This is a genomic window from Pseudomonas sp. WS 5078, from assembly GCF_012985745.1.
Lineage (GTDB): Bacteria > Pseudomonadota > Gammaproteobacteria > Pseudomonadales > Pseudomonadaceae > Aquipseudomonas > Aquipseudomonas lundensis_A.
Map to the genome: position 1 here is coordinate 64,600 of NZ_JAAQWX010000013.1, position 19,900 is coordinate 84,499.

Sequence of the window (19,900 nt, forward strand, 5' to 3'; positions counted from 1 at the left end):
AAGATGGTTGGCGACCAAGCTGCCAGCCCCTCCGGTGATATCCCGATAAATTGCATCCTTGACGTAGAAGCGCACACTTAAATTTTGGCGACGCGTCTTTACACACCCTGAACGAGAAACAGCCGTTCATAGATTGGGGGGGACAGTTACTTTTGAGCCATTACCTTCATAAATCTGAACATCTCATCGCTCCCCCCTTCTTGTTGAGGCTGAACCGAAACGTGGTTTGGGTCCGGATGAAATTTATTGTAGAACTCAACAATCTTGAAGCCACACTTATTTACATAAAAGTGAATGTTTCGCTTCTCAAAATACGGGGTAACGGTTTCCCATACCTTCGTGTTTGGATACTCTCGCTCGATTGCCTCCCATGCTTGAAGCCCTAGCCCACGACTCTGCTGGCTGGTTGAGATGAAGAATAATGACAATGAGTTTTGATTGCTTATTTCATCTATTACCATAACTGCGCCGCCGACACGCTGCTCATCTACCAGAATCCAGTATGTAACAGCGCCATCTGCAGCGATAGACTGATCTATGTCCTCATTAGAAGGAATAGGCTCTTCAAGCGGCTGACCTAAGTCAGCTTCGGCCGCCACTCGGAACGAGTCCTGAAGAGCCGTTTTGAACTCGCAGAGGGAGCCTACGTTAGCCTTCTGGAGTTTTTTGATCACATTAGCCCTCTCTTGCACTCTCACGTGCTTTTCCTTCATCAAGTTTGCCTGAGTCATAAGTAAGCGTTCCATGGCTTGATCGAAGAATCCTTAAGGGATACAGAGTGGAACAAACGACGCGCTTCTGCCTAGATTCGTTTTAGCAAGAGGCCTGCCTGAAGCATAGGCTGGAGAGGTCTATGCCGCCGGGTGCAGTCCACTTGGCCGCTGGCGAGCTGGACACGAGCATCATCACGTTTTCGTCGCGCCTCCTGCAGGCCGACCTCTGGGGAAACGCCAAGAGCCAGGCGTTTTTTCTTGCCCAGAAAGCCATACTTCAAGCGCCAGAAACGGCCTCCGTTGGGCTGCACTTCTAGGTACAAACCTTGTTCGTCATACAGGCGGTATGGCTTGTCCTGGGGCTTGGCGTTACGGCATTTGGTGTCTTTCAAGGGCATTGGGGGTACATCCTCTCCGAGCGAGCTGATGAGCGTTTTATGCCCCCATATATGCCCCCGTCAACCGTGGGATGCCTTGGGATTAGGTGGGAAAACGCGGGCAAGAAAAAAGCCGTAAAGCTTTGATTTCTCTAGGCTTTACGGCTTTCTTGGGTCTTCCTGGGAAGACAAATTGGTGGAGCCGGGGGGATTTGAACCCCCGTCCGCCAGTACTCCGCTGTCGGTACTACATGCTTAGCCGTTTCTATTAAGTTAACCCTCAGCGACCCGAAGGGCAGGGTGCTTTGGGCGAGTTGTGTAAGTTTTAGCCGCTTCGTCCACAACGTACTGCACGGCGATCCTGTTCTATATGACAATCACTTCAGGTTTACAGGCATCCCCTAGTGATTGCTGGACCCGAAGGTGCCAGGAGGATGGCTAAGGCAGCTTACGCTGCGAGAGCTTGACCCTCGTAGGTTTCGTCATTGGCAACTATAGAAAGTTGCAACAGTGGATTTACGAGTTCTGTTACCAACTCGGCATGCACCTAGAGTTTCGCAACCGGCGTCGAATCCTAAACGGCCCCGATGCTTGCTGTGTATAACCAGCAAGCTTGCGGAGTCTACGCCAATCTGACGCAGAAGGCCAACCTCAAGGCTTATTTGCTTTCGCCACCTTTGTTGATGTTCTGGATACGCTGGAGCAACTGGGAGGTTGTGGAGATGCAAGCCTCGTTGTCACCCTTGGCCTGTTCGGCCTTGGCTTTCTCAACGCCGGTCTTGATGTCGTCACTGGTGTTTTCGCTGGTCTCACCCGAGGTTGCCATCGCGTCATTGATTTTCTGCAAGTTGATGGCGCACAGGTCATCTTTTGCGGGCTCATTGGCGAACACCGGAGAGGCCAACATTGCAGCAGCCACAAAAAGGCCAGCAAGCGCGGTACGTTTCATGGGGAAAACTCCTTGTGCACACGTTAGGCCCGGTGTCTCCGGGCTCGGTTATAAGCCCAAAACAGTGGGGCTCAAGCCAATTGACTATAGCCGGGCTCAAGGGTTCTGCTTTTATTTGGCCATCATCCGATTAATTTTTTTGTGCGTACAAAAGGGCTTTCCTGCCAAGGGTTGTTCTTGAGCGGCAGGCGCATTTTTTTGAGTTTTACACACCGATGCGCAGAGCGCTTCGGCGAGTGAGGCAGGAAATGGTTTGAGCAGGCACACGCGCCGTTTGGTGTTGTCGGTAAAGTGCATGGTGGATTTGACCAGAGAGCAGGGTCGACAAATCGGTGGGCAGTTTGGCCACGTAAAGAGCAGGACGCGCCTAAGTGCAAGCAGGCGCGTCTCGTTTTGACCTGATTCCCTAGTGCTGTAGCGTTTTGGCGGTGGTTACTCGATCCACCAGATACACCAATCCGTGGTAGTCGATGCCGCCATGTTGTGTCAGACCAATCTCGCACGTACGGCTGGTGGAGATTCCCTCGCTGCACTGCTGCACCGCGTCTTTCAAGGTGCGCAGCGAGTGGGCGTTCAGCTCCGGGGTGGTAAAGCCTTTATCACCCGCAAAGCCACAGCAGTGAATGCCTTCAGGGATGACGACCTCTTGGCTGCACAACCGCGCAATGTCGATCAGGGCCTGACTTTCGCCCAAGTGTTGCGTGCTGCACGTGACGTGCACGGCAATCGGCGCTGCTTGCGGGGTGAAGCGCAACTTATCCACAAGGTGAGTGCGAATAAACCGCACCGGGTCGTACAGGTCGAGGCGGGTTTCGCCCAGGTCTTGCACCAGCCGCAGGGTGCACGGGCTGGTGTCGCAGTAGATCGGATCAAGCCCGCCACGGCTGGCGTGGAGTAGGGCGCCGATCAGTTCCTGACGTTTGTGTTCGGCCTGTTCGGCGTACCCTTTTGAGGCAAACGGCTGGCCGCAACACAGGCTGTCCAGGTTGTCCGGGAACACCACTTGGTAACCGGCTTTTTCCAAAAGGCCGCGGGTTTTATCCAGGAGCGACATTTGCTCGCGGTCGCCCGCTGCAGGGCCCATGACGCGGGATACGCATGCGGCCAAATAGACCACGCGCGGGCGCGCATCTTTGACCGGCGGGGCGAAACGTATCGCCTGCTCAGGTTGCGGCATGGCATTGGTCCACAGGGGAACGCGCCCTTTGCTGGCCCTGGTCAGCGTGGCAGACAACCTGGCAAGACGCGGCGCACCCAGCATCATGCGCGCGCCATTGGCTACATGCAGCGTGAAGCGCGCACCTTGCAGCGTGGTCGCGAAGTGGTTGCCCAGCCAGTCGGCGGTCTTGGTGTGATCGGCTTTGCGCGCGCGCAGTTTCTTCACCAGCTCGCCCGTGTTGATACCGACCGGGCAGCGTTGGGCGCACAAACCGGTTGCGGCGCAAGTGTCGATGCCTTGGTATTCGTAGGCTTTTTCCAGCTCGCGGGTGTCCACGTCGGCGCGTTTTTTGGCCTGAATGTCACGCCAGATCACGATTCGTTGGCGCGGGCTGAGGGTCAAACCTTTAGACGGGCAGACCGGTTCGCAAAAACCGCACTCAATGCACTTATCCACAATCTCGTCAGCGGCGGGCAGCGGCTTGAGGTGTTTGAGGTGGATTTGCGGGTCTTCGCTGAGCACCACATCCGGGTTGAGAATGCCCTGCGGGTCGAGCAAGCGTTTGAGCGACCACATCAGTTGATAGGCATCGCTGCCCCATTCCAGCTCCACGAAGGGCGCCATGTTGCGGCCGGTGCCATGTTCAGCCTTGAGCGAGCCGCCGAACTCTACGGCGACCAACTGTGCCACGTCATCCATGAACGCTTGGTAGCGTGCGACTTCTTCTGGGCTGTTGAAGCCTTGGGTGAAGACGAAGTGCAGATTGCCTTCCAGCGCGTGTCCGAAAAGGATCGCTTCATCGTAGTGATGCTTGTCGAACAGCTCAATCAGACGGTTTACGCCGATGGCCAATTGTTCGACGGGGAAGGTTACGTCTTCGATGATCACTGTGGTGCCGGTTTTGCGCACAGCGCCTACGGCGGGGAAGGTATCTTTGCGAATCGCCCACAGTTTGGCGTTTTCGGCCGGGTCTTCGGTGAAATCGACTTGCTTCTCGACAGGGAATGCCGACAGTGAGCCCATGATGTGCGCCAACTGCTCGTGCAATAACGTCTGCGTGGCTGCGCGAGATTCGATCAGCAGTGCGCAAGCATTGTTCGACAGTTGCTGTACGAACGCCGGCATGCCGGGTTTGTCCTGCACAGAACGCAGGCTGCGGCGATCGAGCAGTTCAACGGCAGAAACGGGTTGGCTTTTCAACACAGTTACAGCGTTACAGCAGGTTTCCACGTCCGGAAACACGATCAGCGCCGACGCTTTGTGCGGGTGATCAATAACGGTGTCGTAGGTCACCGCGCTGATAAAACCGAGGGTGCCTTCGCTGCCCACCAACACGTGGCTGAGGATATCCAGCGGGTCGTCAAAATCCACCAAGGCGTTGAGCGACAGTCCGGTGGTGTTTTTCAGGCGGTATTTATGGCGGATTTTTGCAGCCAATTCAGTGTTTGCGCGGGTTTCGCGGGCCAATGTCTCAAGGTGTTCGAGCATGGCACCATGGCTTTGACGAAAGGCGGCAACACTGGCTGCATCCTCGGTGTCGATGCGCGTGCCGTCGGCTAGCACAACGCGCATGCCCGCCAGCGTGTGGTAAGTATTTTGCGCCGTGCCGCAGCACATGCCGCTGGCGTTATTGGCGACAATGCCGCCAATTTTGCACGCATTGATCGAAGCCGGGTCGGGGCCGATCTTGCGCCCGAACGGCGCCAGCCACGCGTTAGCCTGGGCGCCAATCACACCTGGCTGCAAACGGATTTGCATGCCCTGACTGCGAATTTCTTTAGCATTCCAGTTATCCCCGAGCACGATCAGCACCGAGTCGCTAATAGCCTGGCCGGACAAACTGGTGCCCGCTGCGCGGAAGGTCACCGAAACGTTGTCGCGCCTCGCTAAACGCAACAGTTCAACCACTTCATCTTCGGATTCAACCCGAACGACCAGTTTCGGAATCAATCGGTAGAAGCTCGCGTCGGTGCCGAATGCCAGCGTCGACAAGGCATCGGTGAAGCGCCGGTCGTGCGGGATCAGACATTCGGCGTCGCGCATAAACGTAGCGGGCAGGCTCATGCGTCCTCCAGGATCAACACCACCAGATCTTTCGGGCCATGGGCGCCATAGGCCAGCACTTGCTCGATGTCGGCGGTTTTTGAAGGGCCGGACACCAGCAAGGCATTGGTCGGCATGCCTGCGGCCCAGTTCATTTCACGCTGCACGTGATAGAAGTTGTCGCGGATTTGACTGGCCTTGAGCAGAGCGAAATGCACGGGCGGCACCAGGCTCATCAAGCGTGGTTCTTCGGGCGTGGGCCACAGGATCAGGCTGCCGGTGGCGGCAATGGCGCCCAAGGTGGTGGTCAGGCTGGCGGGCGTGTCATTGAACAGCTCGTCTTTCCATTCCTCTACTCGACGATCGTAGGCTTTGAGTGCAGGTAGTGCGGGATTTTGCGCCCAATGTGCCGCCACTTTTTGCCCGTGTGGCGTCGTCGGGGCGATCAGCAGGCTCGGCAGCTGACGGTCGGTGACCAATTGCGCCAACAGGGCAGGCCAGCCCTGCTCGGTGCTTAGGTGAATTTCGGTGTGCACCGCTTCCATCAACTTGCGCAGTTGCGGGATGCGCTGTTCGGGGGTGTAGGTCCAGGGTTGCGTCACCAGAACTTCGTCAAAGTTGTCAGCCACAGGTGTTGTTCCTGTCAGGCTTTTACGCAATTTAGTAAGGATGTTGTGTTTGGCGCTCATCACTGGTCTCCCGACTTTTTCGCCAAGTGCTCGCGGGCCATGTCATGCAGCGAGCGGGCAGCGGGTTTTGGGGCGCTGTGGTTTTGGGTCCATGGTCCTACATTGTTCGGCGTCAATCCGCGCAGGCGGGTGGCGGCTTTCAGGAACAAACGGTAGAGGTTGGGCGAGCTATTGAGTTTGGCCCAGGCGTTCCAGATGAAGCGCTCCTTACGCGAGTACTTGCTGCCCTGACCACGCATGATACGTGGCTGGGTGTCTGGCGCTTTGACGTTTTCTTCCCGCAGGCGACGCAGCAAGGCCGGGATAGGAATTTTGACCGGGCAGACCTCGCCGCAGGCGCCGCAAAGAGAAGACGCACTTGGGTGATCGGGCACTTTGGCCAGCCCGACCATGTGCGGTGTGATGATCGCGCCGATAGGACCGGGGTACACCTCGCCGTAGGCATGACCACCAATGCGCGTGTAAACCGGGCAGTGATTCATGCAGGCACCACACCGAATGCAATTGAGCGTCTGGCGCAGTTCACTGTCGGCAAACGCCTGGCTACGGCCGTTATCCAGCAATACCAGGTGCACCTCTTCGGGGCCGTCGAGCTCGCCGGGTTTGCGCGGGCCGGAGATCATGTTGACGTAAGTGGTGATGGGCTGGCCAAGGGCCGAGCGGGTCAGCAGCGACACTAGCGGCACCACATCGCGCAAGTTTTCGACGACTTTTTCGATACCGGTCACCGCGATGTGCACGGGCGGCACAGTGGTCGACATACGGCCGTTGCCTTCGTTTTCAACGAGCAGCAAGGTGCCGGTTTCGGCCACGGCGAAGTTCACGCCGGAAACCCCGATGTCCGCTTCAAAGAATTTTTGTCGCAGTACACGTCGGCCAATCTGGATCAGTTGGTCGACGTCCTTGGTGTATTCCACGCCGAGTTTGTTGTGAAACAAGTCGGCTACTTGCCCGGCGTTTTTATGGATCGCGGGCATGATGATGTGGGATGGCTTTTCGTTATCGAGCTGAACGATGTACTCACCCATGTCAGATTCCAGGCATTCAATGCCTTGGGCGCCGAGCACGTGGTTCATTTCCATCTCTTCGCTGACCATCGATTTGCCTTTGATCACTTGCTTGGCCGCACGGCGACGGGCAATCGACAAGACGATCTCGTTCGCTTCCTCGACGGTCTCGGCCCAATGCACTTGCACACCGTTGCGGGTCAAGTTGGCTTCCAGGCGTTCCAGCAGGTCGGGCAGTTTGGATAAGGCGCGGGCGCGGATGGCATTGCCCAGGGCGCGCAGGTGTTCGCGTTCGTGAGCATCACTGAAGGCCACGGCGCGTTTGGTCATCAAAGAGTCCATGGCACTGCGAAAGTTATTTCTCAGTTGTTTGTCAGCCAAGGCTTCGTGGGCGCGCTCGCGGAAGTCCTCTTCGACGGCGACAGTCGGGATCAGTGTGCTGGTGCTCATTGTTCACCTCCGGTGCGCTGCCACAAGAAACTGGCCAGGTGCTGGCCACGCAGGGATTGTTTTTGTTTTTCCAGTGAGCCGTTGATGTTCATCAGGCAGCCGCAGTCGGCGGTCAGCACTTGATGCGCGCCGGTTTCAATCAGGGAGCGGGTCTTGTCGGCCACCATCGCCCCGGAAATATCCGGCATACGCACGCTGAATGTCCCACCAAAGCCGCAGCATTCACTTTCATGGCTATGGTCGATGCGTTCAACGTTGCTCAATTGGGCCAGCATTTCGCGGCCGTGCAGGTGGGTGTTCATTTCGCGCCGTGCAGAGCAGGAGGTGTGCAGTGCGACTTTGACTGGTGCGCCGTGGTCCTTGAATTGGACCTTGCACACGAACAGCAGGAATTCGGTGAGTTCGAAGGTACGTTCGGCCAGGGCGTGAACGCGCTTCAGGGTCTCGGGTTCGTCTTTGAACAAGTCTTCATAGTGCTCGCGCAACATGCCCGCGCAGGAGCCGGACGGCACCACGACCGGGTAGTCCTCGGCAAACAGGGCGAGTTGTGAGCGAGCGACGGCGCGCGCCTGTTCGGTGTAACCCGAAGTGTAGGCCGGTTGGCCGCAACAGCTTTGCCCTTGCGGGTAGTCCACTTCAATGCCTTCGCGTTCCAGCAGGTGAATCGCGTCCATGCCGGCTTCGGGGAAGAACAGGTCGACTACGCAAGTGCCAAACAGGTAAACCTTGGCCGGTTTTTGCGTGGGATAAATGCGTGGAACAGGCAGGGGCGGTGCGACACGGGTCGCGTTGGGCACGGCGTTGTAGAAAAGCTCGCTCATCAGGCGTCTCCGGGTGGTCCCGGTTTTGTGTCCGCCAAGCGTAGAAGCCAGGCAGACCGGGTCGTGAATGGCTGTCGCCGGGGCGTACCCCGGCGATTTTAACGTGCGATAACCATAGACCTATTAGTGCACCAGCATGCCGGTGAACCAGTAGGCTTGAGCCAGCGTGATCAACCCCACAATGGTGGCGAAAAACAGGCTGTGTTTCAGGGTGAAGCGGAACAAGTCGGATTCTTTACCCACCAGGCCGGTCGCCGCACAGGCGACGGCGATCGACTGCGGTGAGATCATTTTTCCGGTTACGCCGCCGCTGGTGTTGGCGGCCACCATCAAGGTATCGCTGACACCGATCTGGTGCGCGGTGGTGGCTTGCAGCGAGCTGAACAGGGCGTTGGACGACGTGTCGGAGCCTGTCAGGAATACGCCCAGCCAGCCAAGAAACGGCGAGAAGAACGGGAAGGCAGCGCCCGTACCGGCCAATACAAGTGCCATGGTCGAGGACATGCCCGAGTAATTGGTGACGAAAGCGAAGGCCAGCACCATGCCGATGGACAAGATTGGCCAGCGCAGTTCGAAGAATGTCTCTTTCAAAGTGGTCAGACCAGTCTTGACGTCGATTTTCAACACCAGCATCGAGATTAGCGCCGAGAAGAAAATCGCAGTGCCGGTCGCGGATATCGGGTCGAGTTTGAACACGGCAGCAATGGCGGTCGGTGCATTGACGATTGGAGCCGTTTTGATCACCAGTTGGTCGAGGTGCGGGATCGCAAAGTTGAACACCCAGCCGTACATCGCGCCGCCTGGCGAGAACATGGCCTTGAACGGTTTTAGTGTCCAGATGGTGACCAGCACGGTCAGGATCAGGAATGGGGACCACGCTTTCAGAATTTGCATCAGGCTGTAAGGCGATGCCAGCAGGTTGCTTGGTTTGCCGAAACCACCTGCGCTGGCAGTCACGATAACGTCCGAAGTGACGCCCGCAATCTGCGCACCTGCGGTACGTTTAGGCTGCCAGACTTTCAGAAACAGGGTCAGGCTGACCAGGCTGGCGAGGGCTGAGGTGATGTCCGGCAGCTCGGGGCCAATGAAGTTGGAGGTGAAGTACTGGGTCACGGCGAAACTCAGACCGGCCACCAGTGATGCAGGCCAGGTTTCGCGCACGCCACGCAGGCCGTCCATCATGAACACTAGCCAGAATGGTACGAACAGTGACAGCAGCGGCAGTTGACGACCGGCCATGGCGCCGATTTTGAAGGCGTCGATGCCCGTTACTTGACCCGCCACTATGATCGGAATGCCCAGCGCGCCGAACGCGACCGGTGCGGTGTTGGCGATCAGGCACAGGCCCGCGGCGTACAGCGGGTTGAACCCCAGGCCAACCAGCAGCGCGGCAGTAATCGCGACCGGGGCACCGAAACCGGCTGCACCTTCAAGGAACGCGCCGAAGCAGAAGCCAATCAACAGCACTTGCAGGCGCTGGTCATCGGTGATCGACAGGACGGAGCTGCGGATAATTTCGAATTGACCGCTTTTTACGGTGAGTTTGTAGAGGAACACCGCGGCAACGATGATCCATGCAATTGGCCAGAGGCCGTAGGCAAATCCATAGCCCGCTGCTGCGAAGGCCATGTCGACAGGCATCTGGAAGGCGAAAATCGCCACCAGAATCGACAGAGCAAGCGTGATGCTGCCGGCGACGTGCCCTTTGAGACGGAACACGGCCAGAGCCAGAAAGAAGAATACGATCGGGACGACGGCGGCGAGTGCGGACAGGCCGAGGCTGCCGAGCGGACTATAGAGCTGTTGCCAGGTTTGCATATGGGGTGGCCCCTAATTGTTATTGGTCGTTGCTGCTGGTCGCGCTTGGCTAATTGGTATTACCAATTTACAACCGCTGTCGGCTAGGTTAAAAGCCTTATGAGGGATGTGTCAATTTGCCGCCCTAAATCTTTTGTCTGACAAAACGTTGCCATGGCATCTGATGGGGTGTTTGCGTTTGCGTCTGGCAGGTGTCTGAAGTGCGCTAATCAGCGAGAATGGCGGCCTCCGGCGTGTGGTCGGGAGGGTGGAGAGAGTTATGGGGTTTGATCAGATTCGTCAGCGCCGTTTGTCTGACGATATTGTCGAGCAGCTTGAGGGCATGATCCTTGAGGGCACGTTGAAGTCGGGCGAGCGCTTACCGGCCGAGCGTGCGTTGGCTGAACAATTCGGGGTGTCGCGCCCGTCGTTGCGCGAAGCGATCCAAAAATTGTCGGCCAAGGGGTTGCTGGTCAGTCGCCAGGGTGGTGGCAATTATGTCGCGACGTCACTGGGGTCGACCTTCAGTGACCCCTTGTTGCAACTGCTTGAAAGCAACCCCGAGGCGCAACGCGACTTGTTGGAGTTTCGGCATACGCTGGAAGCGTCCTGCGCGTTTTATGCCGCCCTACGTGCCACGGACGTGGACCGTGAGCGTCTGCGCATGGCGTTTGAACGGTTGCAAGATTGTTACACGCGGGTCGATGAGGTCAGTCGTGCCGAAGAGGGCGAGGCTGACGCGAGTTTTCACTTGGCGATTGCCGAGGCGAGCCATAACGCGGTGTTGTTACACACGATTCGTGGGTTGTTTGATTTGCTCAAGCGCAACGTGGTGACCAATATCGGCGGGATGTACAAGCAGCGCAGCGAAACGCGAGACATGCTCATCAGTCAACATCGCGAATTGTACCTGGCGATTATTGAAGGGCGGGCTGAGGATGCACGAGAGGTGTCCAGTCGGCATCTGATGTATGTGCAGGAAGTCTTGGAGGAGGTACGTCAGGAAGTTCAGCGCACAGCGCGTGCTGAGCGGCGCAATGGTTTGTGAGGGGTAAAACCTTCAGCAACAACAACGCTCGCGATTGAGGTCACCCTGATAGTCGGGTTGGGCTCATCGCGAGCTGGTAGGCAGTCGAAGAGGGTTAGTCTTCCTTGCCCTTGTTGCGTACCGCGCGTTGCAGCTCGCGATCGGAGTCGCGCTCGCGTTCGGTATGACGCTTGTCGTATTCCTTCTTGCCTTTACCCAGGGCAATTTCACACTTGATCAAGTGTTTGCTCCAGTAAAGCGAGAGGCAGACGCAGGCGTAACCCTTCTGCTGCACCGAGGCAAACAGCTTTTCAAGCTCGCGCTTGTTGAGCAGCAGTTTGCGGCTGCGCGTCGGGTCGGCAATAACGTGCGTGCTGGCGGTCGTCAGTGGGGCGATGTGGCTGCCGAGCAACCAGGCTTCACCGTCCTTGAGAAGCACGTAGCTGTCGACTAACTGTGCCTTGCCTGCACGCAGACTTTTTACTTCCCAGCCGGCCAGGACCAGACCAGCCTCGAACCGATGTTCGATGAAGTAATCGTGTCGCGCCTTTTTGTTCTGCGCGATGGTCCCTGTGGGGTGTTTCTTCTGTTTAGCCATAGGGGCGGCATTATAGGCAGTTGCGAGCAAGTCGGCTACGGGCACCTGCGTGCTTGAGCGCGTAGGTTGAATCCCGGACAATGCGCCCTCTTTTTTATCGGTTGGGCGTAGTAACGATGTCGACAGACAAGGTTTCTGTCCACGGCAGTTGGGCAAGCCGTTGGGTCTTTATTCTCGCTGCGACCGGTTCTGCCGTGGGTTTGGGCAGTATCTGGAAATTCCCCTACATGGTTGGCGTCTATGGGGGTGGTGCGTTTGTGCTGGTGTTTTTGGCCTGTATCGCGCTGATCGGTGTCCCGGTCATGCTGGCTGAAACGTTGATCGGGCGGCGCGCGCGGCTTAGTCCGGCAAATGCCTTGAAGGTACTGGCGGTGGAGGCAGGCCATTCGGCGCGATGGTCTTGGTGGGCTTTCGCCGGGATGATTACGGCATTACTGATTCTATCTTTTTACAGTGTGGTCGGCGGTTGGTCGCTGGATTACATCCTCAATATGGGCAAGGGCGATTTTCAGGGCGCGACGGCCGATCAGGTGGGGGCGTATTTCGGTCACGTCATCGCTGATCCGTGGCGGCTGACCTTCTGGCATACCGCGTTTATGTTGCTTTCTGCCTATGTGATTGCCAAAGGCGTAGTGGCTGGGCTTGAGCGCAGTTTGCGCATCATGATGCCGATTCTGTTTGTGCTGCTGTTGGTGTTGCTCGGGTACAGCATGACCACCGGGCATTTCATGGAAGGCGTGCATTTTATGTTCGACTTCAACCCTGATCGCGTGATGGACGGTTTGCTCGCCGCGATGGGGCATGCGTTTTTTTCCCTCAGTGTGGGTGTGGGTTCGATCATGATCTACGGTGCTTATATGCCGAAGAATGCGTCGATATCAGGGACGGTTGTAGGCGTGGCGTTGATCGATACGTTTGTCTCATTGCTCGCTGGGCTGGCATTGTTTCCAATTGTGTTTGCATCGGGTTTGAACCCCAGTGAAGGACCGGGACTGATGTTTGTCACGTTGCCTTTTGCGTTTGGCAACGTGGCGTTTGGCCAATTGATGGGGGTGGTGTTTTTTGTGCTGGTGGCTGTTGCGGCCTGGAGTTCGGCCATTTCCCTGCTCGAACCAATGGTGGCTTATCTGGTAGAGCGAACCAAAATCCGTCGTTTGTGGGTCACTTTCTGGCTGGCGTTCAGTTGCTGGTTTGTCGGATTGGGTACGGTGTTCTCGTTCAATATCTGGAAGCAGGCCAAATTTTTCGTGAACGAAGAATCCGGTTTTCGCCTCTACCAATGGGGTGCGGAGCATGGTCTTGACTTCTTTGGTGTCGTCGATTTCCTCACCTCGCGTATCATGCTGCCTTTGGGTGGACTGTGTTTCGTAGTCTTTGCGGGCTGGATCATGGGCCGTGGTGCGGTTCGCGACGAGTTGTCGATGCGCAGCCCGGTGTTGTTCGCCTTGACTCTTTTTTTGATGCGCTATGTGGCGCCACTCGGCATCCTGATCGTGTTTGCCGCCCAGCTGTGGAAGTAACGCTGACATGACTACCCATATTCAACGCTCCGCCTTGTTGCCTTATCCCGCGCAGGCTTTGTATGACTTGGTCAATGATGTGGCCAAGTACCCCGAGTTTTTGCCGTGGTGCTCCTCGGCCGAGATCCTTGAACGTACGGAGGTGCTCATGCGCGCCAGTCTGGGCGTGGCAAAGGGCGGCTTGAGCCAGCACTTTGTGACGCGCAATACGCTGGTGCCGGGCCAGTCGATCGAGATGAACCTGGAGGAGGGGCCGTTCACCAAGCTGCATGGTGTGTGGGTCTTCAAACCGTTGGGCGAAAAAGCCTGCAAGATCAGCCTGGACATGACGTTTGACTACGCGGGCGCGCTAGTCAAAGCCACACTGGGACCCTTGTTCAATCAGGCGGCCAACACCTTGGTGGATGCGTTCTGCCAACGCGCCAAGCAACTGTATGGCTGAGTCTATGATTGCCATTGAGGTGGTGTACGCTTCGGTCGAGCGACAGCGTCTACTGGCGCTGACTGTTGCTAAAGGCACCAGCGTGCGCTCAGCCGTTTTAGCGTCGGGCTTGAGTGAAGCGTTCCCGGAACTTGATTTGGCAAATTGCCCGGTTGGAATCTTCGGTAAACAAATTAATGCCCCTGAAGACCGAGTGTTGGAAGCCGGTGATCGAGTGGAAATTTATCAACCGCTTGTGGCTGATCCCAAAGAAATTCGTCGTCAACGTGCTGCGAGAGCGGCAGAGGCCAAGCGCCTTAACCCTTCCTCATAGTTTTCGCTGACAACAAAAAGCCCGGCACGCCGGGCTTTTTTGTACCGAACGCTTATTGTTCGGTTGTATCCAGAGGTTCTGGAGTCGGGACAGGCACTGTTTCGACTCCGTCGACATCCTTCTGGATTTGATCCAGCAACGATCCAGGCTTGGCCGGGACCTCACTCTTCTCGGTTGGAGCAGCCGGCGTGGTCACATTTGCGCCGCCGTCTTTGCCGAGAATGGCTTCGTCTTTGCTGACGCCAGGCATGAAGTCGCCTGACAAGCTGACGAGCTGGTCGTTTTCATTGAAGAACACGCTGACGCGTTCCTGTTGGCGTTCACCGCCGCCTGGTTGGAGGCTATACAAGTAATCCCAACGATCCGGATGGAATGTATCGGTCAGCAGGGCGTTCCCCATGATAAACCGCACTTGCCGGCGGGTCATTCCCGGGCGTAACTGGTTTATCATGTCCTGCGTGACGACATTGCCCTGCTGGATGTCGATTTTGTAAACCCCGGGGAATGAACAACCGGCGAGTGCGAGCAGTCCCACAAAGGTGAAACTGGTTAGCAAGAGCTTGGTGTTTTGCATCGGTGGGCGACTTCCACTATCTTGGCTGGGACAACGTAAACGCCGATCATACCCGTATTAAGAGAAGCTGCGAAGCGGCTTCCGCGAGAAAGCTAACCATGGTTGAAAATAGCGAACTACGTAAGGCCGGACTTAAGGTGACTCTGCCGCGAGTCAAAATTCTACAAATGCTTGATTCTGCTGATCAGCGTCACATGAGTGCCGAGGATGTTTACAAGGCACTTATGCAGGCAGGCGAGGACGTCGGTCTGGCCACGGTTTATCGTGTGCTGACCCAGTTCGAGTCCGCCGGGCTGGTGATTCGCCACAATTTCGATGGCGGTCATGCGGTGTTCGAGTTAGCAGATGCTGACGGTGGCCACCACGACCATATGGTCAACGTTGAAAGCGGAGAAGTGATTGAGTTTTTCGATGAAGACATCGAGAAGCTGCAGCACGCAATCGCCGAGAAACATGGCGTTGAGCTGGTGGATCACAACTTGGTTCTCTACGTACGTAAGAAAACCAAGTAAGCAAGGCACGCGAATTCAGGTTCGTGAAACGATCGAAGGCGACCCAAGGGTCGCCTTCGTGCTTTCTGGGGGATGACCGTTCGTCGTTAAGCTGCCTGATTTTTTGCTGATACGACCATTTTCTTCGCGTGCGCCAAAGACTCTTTGGTCAGATCGATGCCGCCCAGCATGCGCGCAACCTCTTCCACGCGCTCTTTTTGACTCAGTTTGGATACCGCTGTACGCGTAGCCTCGCTGTCCCTAACTTTGTGCACGAAAAGATGCTGGTGGCACTGCGCAGCGACTTGAGGCAAGTGTGTGACGGTCAAGACTTGACCGCGGTCGCCGAGGCGGCGTAGCAGTTGACCTACAATCTCGGCTGTAGGGCCGCCAATACCCACGTCCACTTCGTCGAAGACCAGAGTCGGAACGCGTGAGGTTTGCGCGGTGATTACCTGAATAGCCAAGCTGATACGTGACAGTTCACCGCCAGACGCTACTTTGGCCAGCGCTTTGAGCGGCTGTCCGGGGTTTGCGCTGACCAGCAGTTCGACGTGTTCCAGGCCGAAAGGCTGTGGGTCGGTACTGTTTTGCGGCTTTAATTCAATGACGAAACGACCTCCCGGCATGCCGAGGCGCTGAATTTCTTCTTCTACAGCGCTGCCCAGGCGCGTAGCGGCCTGAGTGCGAATGTTGCTGAGTTCACGCGCGCATTCTTGATAATGACGTGCAAACGCTGTCAGCTCAGTGGCCAGCCTTTCGATGGATTCATCATTGGCGTTCAGCGTTTCCAGCTCATCCATCAATTTTTGTTGCAGGGCATAGACCTCGGCAGGTTGAACGCGATGTTTGCGTGCCATGGTATAGATGGAGTCGAGACGCTCCTCCAAATATTGCAGGCGACGCGGGTCAGCATCGAAGTGGTCGAGAAAGCGATTCAGCTCACCGACTGCTTCTTCAACCTGGATCTGGGCACTGGCAAGCAAATCAGAAGCTTCGTTCAGTGCGCTGGTATTGTTGTTGACACTGGCCAAGCGATTGAGGCTGCCGGTGAGCGTGTTAAGCACATTGCCGGAGTCGCTTTCACTGCATTGCTCGACCACTTGGCGGCAAATTGAAAGTAAAGCTTCGGCATTGGTAAGGCTTTTGTGTTCCTGCTCCAGCTCTTCCAGCTCATTTTCAGCAAGCGCCAGGTTGTCTAGCTCTTCGAGTTGATAGCTGAGCAACTGATGGCGAGCTTGCTGCTCATCGCCAGAGTTGGAAAGATGCTCAAATTCTTGTTTGGTTTGACGCCAGCGTTGTGCCGCGAGCTGTACCTGTCGGGCCAAGTCGGTCGCGCCTGCAAATTCATCAAGCAACCGACGGTGTGTTTCGGGTTTTAGCAGCGATTGATGTTCATGTTGGCTATGAATGTCGATCAACAGCTCGCCAAGGGCTTTGAGGTCGCCTTGTGGACAAGGCGTGCCGTTGATATAGCCACGGGAACGTCCCTCGCTGGTAATGACTCGCCGCAGAATGCAGGGGCCGTCATTCTCGAGATCCCGTTCGGCCAGCCATGCTTGTGCTTCGGGGATTTCTTGCAAATCGAAAGTGGCGAGAATGTCTGCCTTGTCTGCGCCAGGACGCACGACACCACTGTCCGCGCGGTCGCCCAGCGTTAACCCCAGGGCATCGAGCATGATCGATTTGCCGGCGCCGGTTTCGCCAGTGATTACACTCATACCGCGATCGAGTTCCAGATCGAGATGTTCAACGATGGCGTAGTTGTGTACGGACAGGTGCACCAGCATGGGGGCCGCTCCAAAACGTAATGTCTGGTTATTTATACAGTGTTTTTGAGCGGGCTGACAATGGGCAGGCTTAGTTCGATTTACACCGCATTTGCTATTTTTTAGGTCGTTTGGTTTTTTGGTAGAGCGTGCGCTTGATTGAGATAACTCATACCTTCCGTTTTTCTGGCTCTTGAACCTGAGAATTGCGACCCCATATACCTTGGCACAAGCGCGAACTCGAATTCGCGGACAAAGTTTGAAAGGAGAAATCTATGGCAGACGAACAGACTATGGATACGCAGAACCAAGATGCTAATCAGGCCGCCGATGCATCAGGCGAAGATCTGGTAGCCCGTGTGCAGGTGCTTGAAGAGCAACTGGCAGCCGCCAATGATCAGGCTCTGCGTGTAGCTGCCGATCTGCAGAACGTCCGCCGCCGTGCCGAGCAGGACGTTGAGAAAGCACATAAATTTGCTCTGGAAAAATTTGCTGGCGATCTGTTGCCAGTGATCGACAGCCTGGAACGTGGGCTTGAACTGTCGAGCCCTGATGACGAGAGCATTCGACCGATGCGTGAAGGTATCGAGCTGACGCTCAAAATGTTCCAGGACACCCTGAAGCGTTATCGACTGGAGGCCATTGATCCGCACGGCGAACCGTTCAATGCCGAGCATCATCAGGCGATGGCCATGCAAGAAAGTGCTGACGTTGAGCCCAATAGCGTTCTTAAGGTGTTCCAAAAGGGTTATCAACTCAATGGCCGCCTGTTGCGCCCGGCGATGGTCGTGGTAAGCAAGGCGCCGGCACCGGTTTCGCCTTCAATTGATGAGCAGGCTTGAAATCGGTCGCAAGGCCCCCATTTAGAAGTCAAGCGTTTAATTAATGCCGCAGTTGGTCATTACTGCTGCGGCAAAAAAATTCAAATTTAGGGAGAGTTAACATGGGCAGAATTATCGGTATTGACTTGGGCACCACCAACTCGTGTGTGTCTGTTCTGGAAAACGGCAAGGCCAAAGTGATTGAAAACGCAGAAGGCGCGCGTACTACGCCTTCGATCATTGCGTACGCCAACGACGGCGAAATTTTGGTTGGCCAGTCGGCCAAGCGTCAGGCAGTGACCAATCCGCATAACACCCTGTACGCGGTGAAGCGTCTGATCGGTCGTCGTTTTGATGAAGAAGTTGTACAGAAAGACATCCAGATGGTGCCTTACAAAATCGTCAAGGCAGACAATGGCGATGCTTGGGTTGAAGTGAACGGCCAAAAAATGGCTCCGCCACAAATTTCGGCTGAAATCCTGAAAAAAATGAAGAAAACCGCCGAAGACTACCTCGGCGAGCCAGTGACTGAAGCGGTTATTACCGTTCCGGCTTACTTCAACGACAGCCAGCGTCAGGCAACCAAAGACGCGGGCCGTATTGCTGGTCTGGACGTAAAACGCATCATCAACGAACCTACCGCAGCTGCTCTGGCTTACGGTATGGACAAAGCGAAGGGCGACCACACTGTCATCGTTTATGACTTGGGTGGCGGTACATTCGACGTGTCGGTAATTGAAATTGCTGAAGTTGATGGCGAGCATCAGTTTGAAGTGCTGGCAACCAATGGTGACACGTTCCTGGGTGGTGAAGACTTCGATATCCGTCTGATCGACTACCTGGTTGACGAGTTCAAGAAAGAAAGCGGCATGAACCTTAAAGGTGACCCGCTGGCGATGCAGCGTCTGAAAGAAGCTGCTGAAAAAGCCAAAATCGAACTGTCTTCGAGCCAGTCGACTGACGTGAATCTGCCTTACATCACTGCAGATGCCGCTGGTCCTAAGCACTTGAACGTGAAGATCTCTCGCGCCAAGTTGGAATCGCTGGTTGAAGATCTGGTTCAGCGCACAATCGAGCCTTGCCGTCTGGCGTTGAAAGATGCCGGCATTGATGTGGGTGCTATCAACGATGTCATTCTGGTTGGTGGTCAGACCCGTATGCCATTGGTGCAGAAGCTGGTAACTGAGTTCTTTGGCAAAGAAGCACGTAAAGACGTGAACCCGGACGAAGCGGTTGCCATGGGTGCTGCTATTCAGGGCGCGGTTTTGGCGGGTGATGTTAAAGATGTACTGTTGCTGGACGTAAGCCCGCTGACGTTGGGTATCGAAACCATGGGCGGCGTGATGACGCCTCTGATCGAGAAAAACACCACGATTCCTACCAAGAAATCGCAAGTGTTCTCGACTGCAGACGATAACCAGGGCGCGGTAACCATTCACGTGCTTCAAGGTGAGCGTAAGCAAGCGGCTCAGAACAAGTCGTTGGGTAAATTCGACTTGGCTGACATTCCACCAGCTCCACGTGGCGTGCCTCAGATCGAAGTGACTTTCGATATCGATGCCAACGGCATTTTGAACGTAAGTGCGAAAGACAAGGCGACTGGCAAGTCTCAGTCCATCGTGATCAAGGCTAACTCGGGTCTGTCCGAGGAAGAGATTGCTCAGATGGTGCGTGATGCTGAGGTCAACGCTGAAGAAGACCGCAAGTTCGAAGAGCTGGCCGCTGCACGTAACCAGGGCGACGCGCTGGTTCACTCGACTCGTAAAATGATCGCTGATGCTGGCGACAAGGTTACCGAGGAAGAGAAAGCAGCGATCGAAGCCGCTGTAGTTGCTCTTGAAGCTGCTGTTAAGGGCGATGACAAAGCCGCTATCGACGCCAAGGTTGAAGAGCTGTCCAAAGTGTCGGCTCCGGTTGCTCAGAAGATGTACGCCGAGCAAGCGAACCCTGCGGACGCTGCGTCCAAGCCAGCTGACTCGGCTGAAAAAGCTGACGACGTTGTCGACGCTGAGTTTGAAGAAGTAAAAGACAACAAGTAATTAGCTTGTTTGTCGGCCGGTTGACCGTGCACATGCGGTGACTGGTAGGATGTCGCCGCGCGGGAGCTAGCTCCCGCGTTGGCGTGTCTGGAGTTGAAGAATTTTTACAGCATGCGACAAGGTCGGGTGCTGGCGGTCTGGCTCGAAACCTTCTTGTATTTCGGCCTGTAGTTACCGCTCCTGTCGGCCAACGCATTGGCTGTTAATCAGAAACCAAAATCGTTGAAAAAGACGTGAGTCGAGACTGATCTCTATCGGGCTTGGCGGGTTTGGTGAGGCTCGGGAGGGTTTTGCCGAACGT

19 protein-coding genes and 1 other RNA gene are annotated in these 19,900 nt (G+C 55.9%); 7 read left to right on the top strand and 13 right to left on the bottom strand.

Annotated features, from left to right (window positions below):
* Positions 1 to 146 precede the first annotated feature (146 nt).
* The 10 genes from HBN68_RS16995 to HBN68_RS17040 form a co-directional block, all read right to left on the bottom strand.
* Positions 147 to 746, bottom strand: a complete 600-nt coding sequence (locus HBN68_RS16995) for a GNAT family N-acetyltransferase (protein WP_222931629.1) — start codon at positions 744 to 746, stop codon at positions 147 to 149.
* A gap of 56 nt (positions 747 to 802) precedes the next feature.
* Positions 803 to 1,111 carry an Arm DNA-binding domain-containing protein gene (locus HBN68_RS17000; protein WP_262373561.1) on the bottom strand — a complete coding sequence of 103 codons (309 nt, stop codon included), beginning with the start codon at positions 1,109 to 1,111 and terminating at the stop codon, positions 803 to 805.
* Positions 1,112 to 1,284: 173 nt separating this feature from the next.
* Positions 1,285 to 1,676: a transfer-messenger RNA gene (ssrA, locus tag HBN68_RS17005) on the bottom strand.
* A gap of 72 nt (positions 1,677 to 1,748) precedes the next feature.
* The gene (locus HBN68_RS17010) at positions 1,749 to 2,039 is read right to left on the bottom strand and encodes a hypothetical protein (protein WP_094993168.1); all 291 of its coding nucleotides are present in this window, start codon (positions 2,037 to 2,039) and stop codon (positions 1,749 to 1,751) included.
* A 111-nt stretch (positions 2,040 to 2,150) separates the two neighbouring features.
* Positions 2,151 to 2,336 (bottom strand): hypothetical protein, encoded by a 186-nt coding sequence (locus HBN68_RS17015; RefSeq protein ID WP_169965422.1) that lies wholly within the window; start codon positions 2,334 to 2,336, stop codon positions 2,151 to 2,153.
* Positions 2,337 to 2,445: 109 nt separating this feature from the next.
* The gene (locus HBN68_RS17020) at positions 2,446 to 5,262 is read right to left on the bottom strand and encodes an FAD-binding and (Fe-S)-binding domain-containing protein (protein WP_169965420.1); all 2,817 of its coding nucleotides are present in this window, start codon (positions 5,260 to 5,262) and stop codon (positions 2,446 to 2,448) included.
* A complete protein-coding gene (locus HBN68_RS17025; protein WP_169965418.1) occupies positions 5,259 to 5,930 on the bottom strand; it encodes a lactate utilization protein in 672 nt (223 codons plus the stop codon). Before HBN68_RS17025 ends, HBN68_RS17020 begins: the two co-directional genes overlap by 4 nt.
* Positions 5,930 to 7,387 (bottom strand): LutB/LldF family L-lactate oxidation iron-sulfur protein, encoded by a 1,458-nt coding sequence (locus HBN68_RS17030; protein WP_094993164.1) that lies wholly within the window; start codon positions 7,385 to 7,387, stop codon positions 5,930 to 5,932. The genes HBN68_RS17025 and HBN68_RS17030 overlap by 1 nt, the downstream gene beginning before the upstream one ends.
* Positions 7,384 to 8,208, bottom strand: coding sequence for a (Fe-S)-binding protein (locus HBN68_RS17035; RefSeq protein WP_094993163.1), 825 nt, complete (start codon positions 8,206 to 8,208; stop codon positions 7,384 to 7,386). Before HBN68_RS17035 ends, HBN68_RS17030 begins: the two co-directional genes overlap by 4 nt.
* A 123-nt stretch (positions 8,209 to 8,331) precedes the next feature.
* Positions 8,332 to 10,026, bottom strand: coding sequence for a lactate permease LctP family transporter (locus HBN68_RS17040; protein ID WP_169965416.1), 1,695 nt, complete (start codon positions 10,024 to 10,026; stop codon positions 8,332 to 8,334).
* A 259-nt stretch (positions 10,027 to 10,285) separates the two neighbouring features.
* Here HBN68_RS17040 and HBN68_RS17045 point away from each other — a divergent pair, with 259 nt between their 5' ends.
* Positions 10,286 to 11,053, top strand: coding sequence for a GntR family transcriptional regulator (locus tag HBN68_RS17045; RefSeq protein WP_169965414.1), 768 nt, complete (start codon positions 10,286 to 10,288; stop codon positions 11,051 to 11,053).
* Between the two features lie 94 nt (positions 11,054 to 11,147).
* On the opposite strand, the gene smpB is transcribed toward HBN68_RS17045, so the two are convergent.
* The gene (smpB, locus tag HBN68_RS17050; protein ID WP_016783457.1) at positions 11,148 to 11,630 is read right to left on the bottom strand and encodes an SsrA-binding protein SmpB; all 483 of its coding nucleotides are present in this window, start codon (positions 11,628 to 11,630) and stop codon (positions 11,148 to 11,150) included.
* A 116-nt stretch (positions 11,631 to 11,746) separates the two neighbouring features.
* On the opposite strand from smpB, the gene HBN68_RS17055 reads away from it, so the two are divergent.
* Genes HBN68_RS17055 through HBN68_RS17065 form a run of 3 tightly spaced genes read left to right on the top strand, consistent with a single transcriptional unit; the run spans position 11,747 to position 13,905 of the window.
* Positions 11,747 to 13,150 (top strand): sodium-dependent transporter, encoded by a 1,404-nt coding sequence (locus HBN68_RS17055; protein WP_094993160.1) that lies wholly within the window; start codon positions 11,747 to 11,749, stop codon positions 13,148 to 13,150.
* Positions 13,151 to 13,157: 7 nt separating this feature from the next.
* A complete protein-coding gene (locus HBN68_RS17060) occupies positions 13,158 to 13,592 on the top strand; it encodes a type II toxin-antitoxin system RatA family toxin (RefSeq protein WP_094993159.1) in 435 nt (144 codons plus the stop codon).
* Positions 13,585 to 13,905, top strand: coding sequence for an RnfH family protein (locus HBN68_RS17065; RefSeq protein WP_169965412.1), 321 nt, complete (start codon positions 13,585 to 13,587; stop codon positions 13,903 to 13,905). Before HBN68_RS17060 ends, HBN68_RS17065 begins: the two co-directional genes overlap by 8 nt.
* A gap of 52 nt (positions 13,906 to 13,957) precedes the next feature.
* On the opposite strand, the gene HBN68_RS17070 is transcribed toward HBN68_RS17065, so the two are convergent.
* Entirely contained in the window at positions 13,958 to 14,479 is a 522-nt protein-coding gene (locus tag HBN68_RS17070) for an outer membrane protein assembly factor BamE (protein ID WP_094993157.1), read from the bottom strand.
* A 98-nt stretch (positions 14,480 to 14,577) separates the two neighbouring features.
* Between HBN68_RS17070 and fur the strand changes: the two genes are divergently transcribed.
* The gene (gene fur, locus HBN68_RS17075) at positions 14,578 to 14,991 is read left to right on the top strand and encodes a ferric iron uptake transcriptional regulator (RefSeq protein ID WP_047277561.1); all 414 of its coding nucleotides are present in this window, start codon (positions 14,578 to 14,580) and stop codon (positions 14,989 to 14,991) included.
* A gap of 86 nt (positions 14,992 to 15,077) precedes the next feature.
* Here the strand turns inward: fur and recN are convergent, their stop codons facing one another.
* Positions 15,078 to 16,760: a DNA repair protein RecN gene (recN, locus tag HBN68_RS17080; RefSeq protein WP_169965410.1), complete on the bottom strand. Its 1,683-nt coding sequence runs from the start codon at positions 16,758 to 16,760 to the stop codon at positions 15,078 to 15,080.
* A gap of 254 nt (positions 16,761 to 17,014) precedes the next feature.
* On the opposite strand from recN, the gene grpE reads away from it, so the two are divergent.
* The gene (gene grpE / locus HBN68_RS17085; RefSeq protein WP_169965408.1) at positions 17,015 to 17,581 is read left to right on the top strand and encodes a nucleotide exchange factor GrpE; all 567 of its coding nucleotides are present in this window, start codon (positions 17,015 to 17,017) and stop codon (positions 17,579 to 17,581) included.
* Positions 17,582 to 17,682: 101 nt separating this feature from the next.
* Positions 17,683 to 19,599: a molecular chaperone DnaK gene (dnaK, locus tag HBN68_RS17090; protein WP_169965406.1), complete on the top strand. Its 1,917-nt coding sequence runs from the start codon at positions 17,683 to 17,685 to the stop codon at positions 19,597 to 19,599.
* Positions 19,600 to 19,900: the final 301 nt, after the last annotated feature.

Bases quoted from the DNA above. Each gene is read 5' to 3' on its own strand.
- HBN68_RS16995 (WP_222931629.1), bottom strand. From the start codon at position 746: ATGGAACGCTTACTTATGACTCAGGCAAACTTGATGAAGGAAAAGCAC.
- HBN68_RS17000 (WP_262373561.1), bottom strand. From the start codon at position 1,111: ATGCCCTTGAAAGACACCAAATGCCGTAACGCCAAGCCCCAGGACAAG.
- HBN68_RS17010 (WP_094993168.1), bottom strand. From the start codon at position 2,039: ATGAAACGTACCGCGCTTGCTGGCCTTTTTGTGGCTGCTGCAATGTTG.
- HBN68_RS17015 (WP_169965422.1), bottom strand. From the start codon at position 2,336: ATGCACTTTACCGACAACACCAAACGGCGCGTGTGCCTGCTCAAACCA.
- HBN68_RS17020 (WP_169965420.1), bottom strand. From the start codon at position 5,262: ATGAGCCTGCCCGCTACGTTTATGCGCGACGCCGAATGTCTGATCCCG.
- HBN68_RS17025 (WP_169965418.1), bottom strand. From the start codon at position 5,930: ATGAGCGCCAAACACAACATCCTTACTAAATTGCGTAAAAGCCTGACA.
- HBN68_RS17030 (WP_094993164.1), bottom strand. From the start codon at position 7,387: ATGAGCACCAGCACACTGATCCCGACTGTCGCCGTCGAAGAGGACTTC.
- HBN68_RS17035 (WP_094993163.1), bottom strand. From the start codon at position 8,208: ATGAGCGAGCTTTTCTACAACGCCGTGCCCAACGCGACCCGTGTCGCA.
- HBN68_RS17040 (WP_169965416.1), bottom strand. From the start codon at position 10,026: ATGCAAACCTGGCAACAGCTCTATAGTCCGCTCGGCAGCCTCGGCCTG.
- HBN68_RS17045 (WP_169965414.1), top strand. From the start codon at position 10,286: ATGGGGTTTGATCAGATTCGTCAGCGCCGTTTGTCTGACGATATTGTC.
- smpB (WP_016783457.1), bottom strand. From the start codon at position 11,630: ATGGCTAAACAGAAGAAACACCCCACAGGGACCATCGCGCAGAACAAA.
- HBN68_RS17055 (WP_094993160.1), top strand. From the start codon at position 11,747: ATGTCGACAGACAAGGTTTCTGTCCACGGCAGTTGGGCAAGCCGTTGG.
- HBN68_RS17060 (WP_094993159.1), top strand. From the start codon at position 13,158: ATGACTACCCATATTCAACGCTCCGCCTTGTTGCCTTATCCCGCGCAG.
- HBN68_RS17065 (WP_169965412.1), top strand. From the start codon at position 13,585: ATGGCTGAGTCTATGATTGCCATTGAGGTGGTGTACGCTTCGGTCGAG.
- HBN68_RS17070 (WP_094993157.1), bottom strand. From the start codon at position 14,479: ATGCAAAACACCAAGCTCTTGCTAACCAGTTTCACCTTTGTGGGACTG.
- fur (WP_047277561.1), top strand. From the start codon at position 14,578: ATGGTTGAAAATAGCGAACTACGTAAGGCCGGACTTAAGGTGACTCTG.
- recN (WP_169965410.1), bottom strand. From the start codon at position 16,760: ATGCTGGTGCACCTGTCCGTACACAACTACGCCATCGTTGAACATCTC.
- grpE (WP_169965408.1), top strand. From the start codon at position 17,015: ATGGCAGACGAACAGACTATGGATACGCAGAACCAAGATGCTAATCAG.
- dnaK (WP_169965406.1), top strand. From the start codon at position 17,683: ATGGGCAGAATTATCGGTATTGACTTGGGCACCACCAACTCGTGTGTG.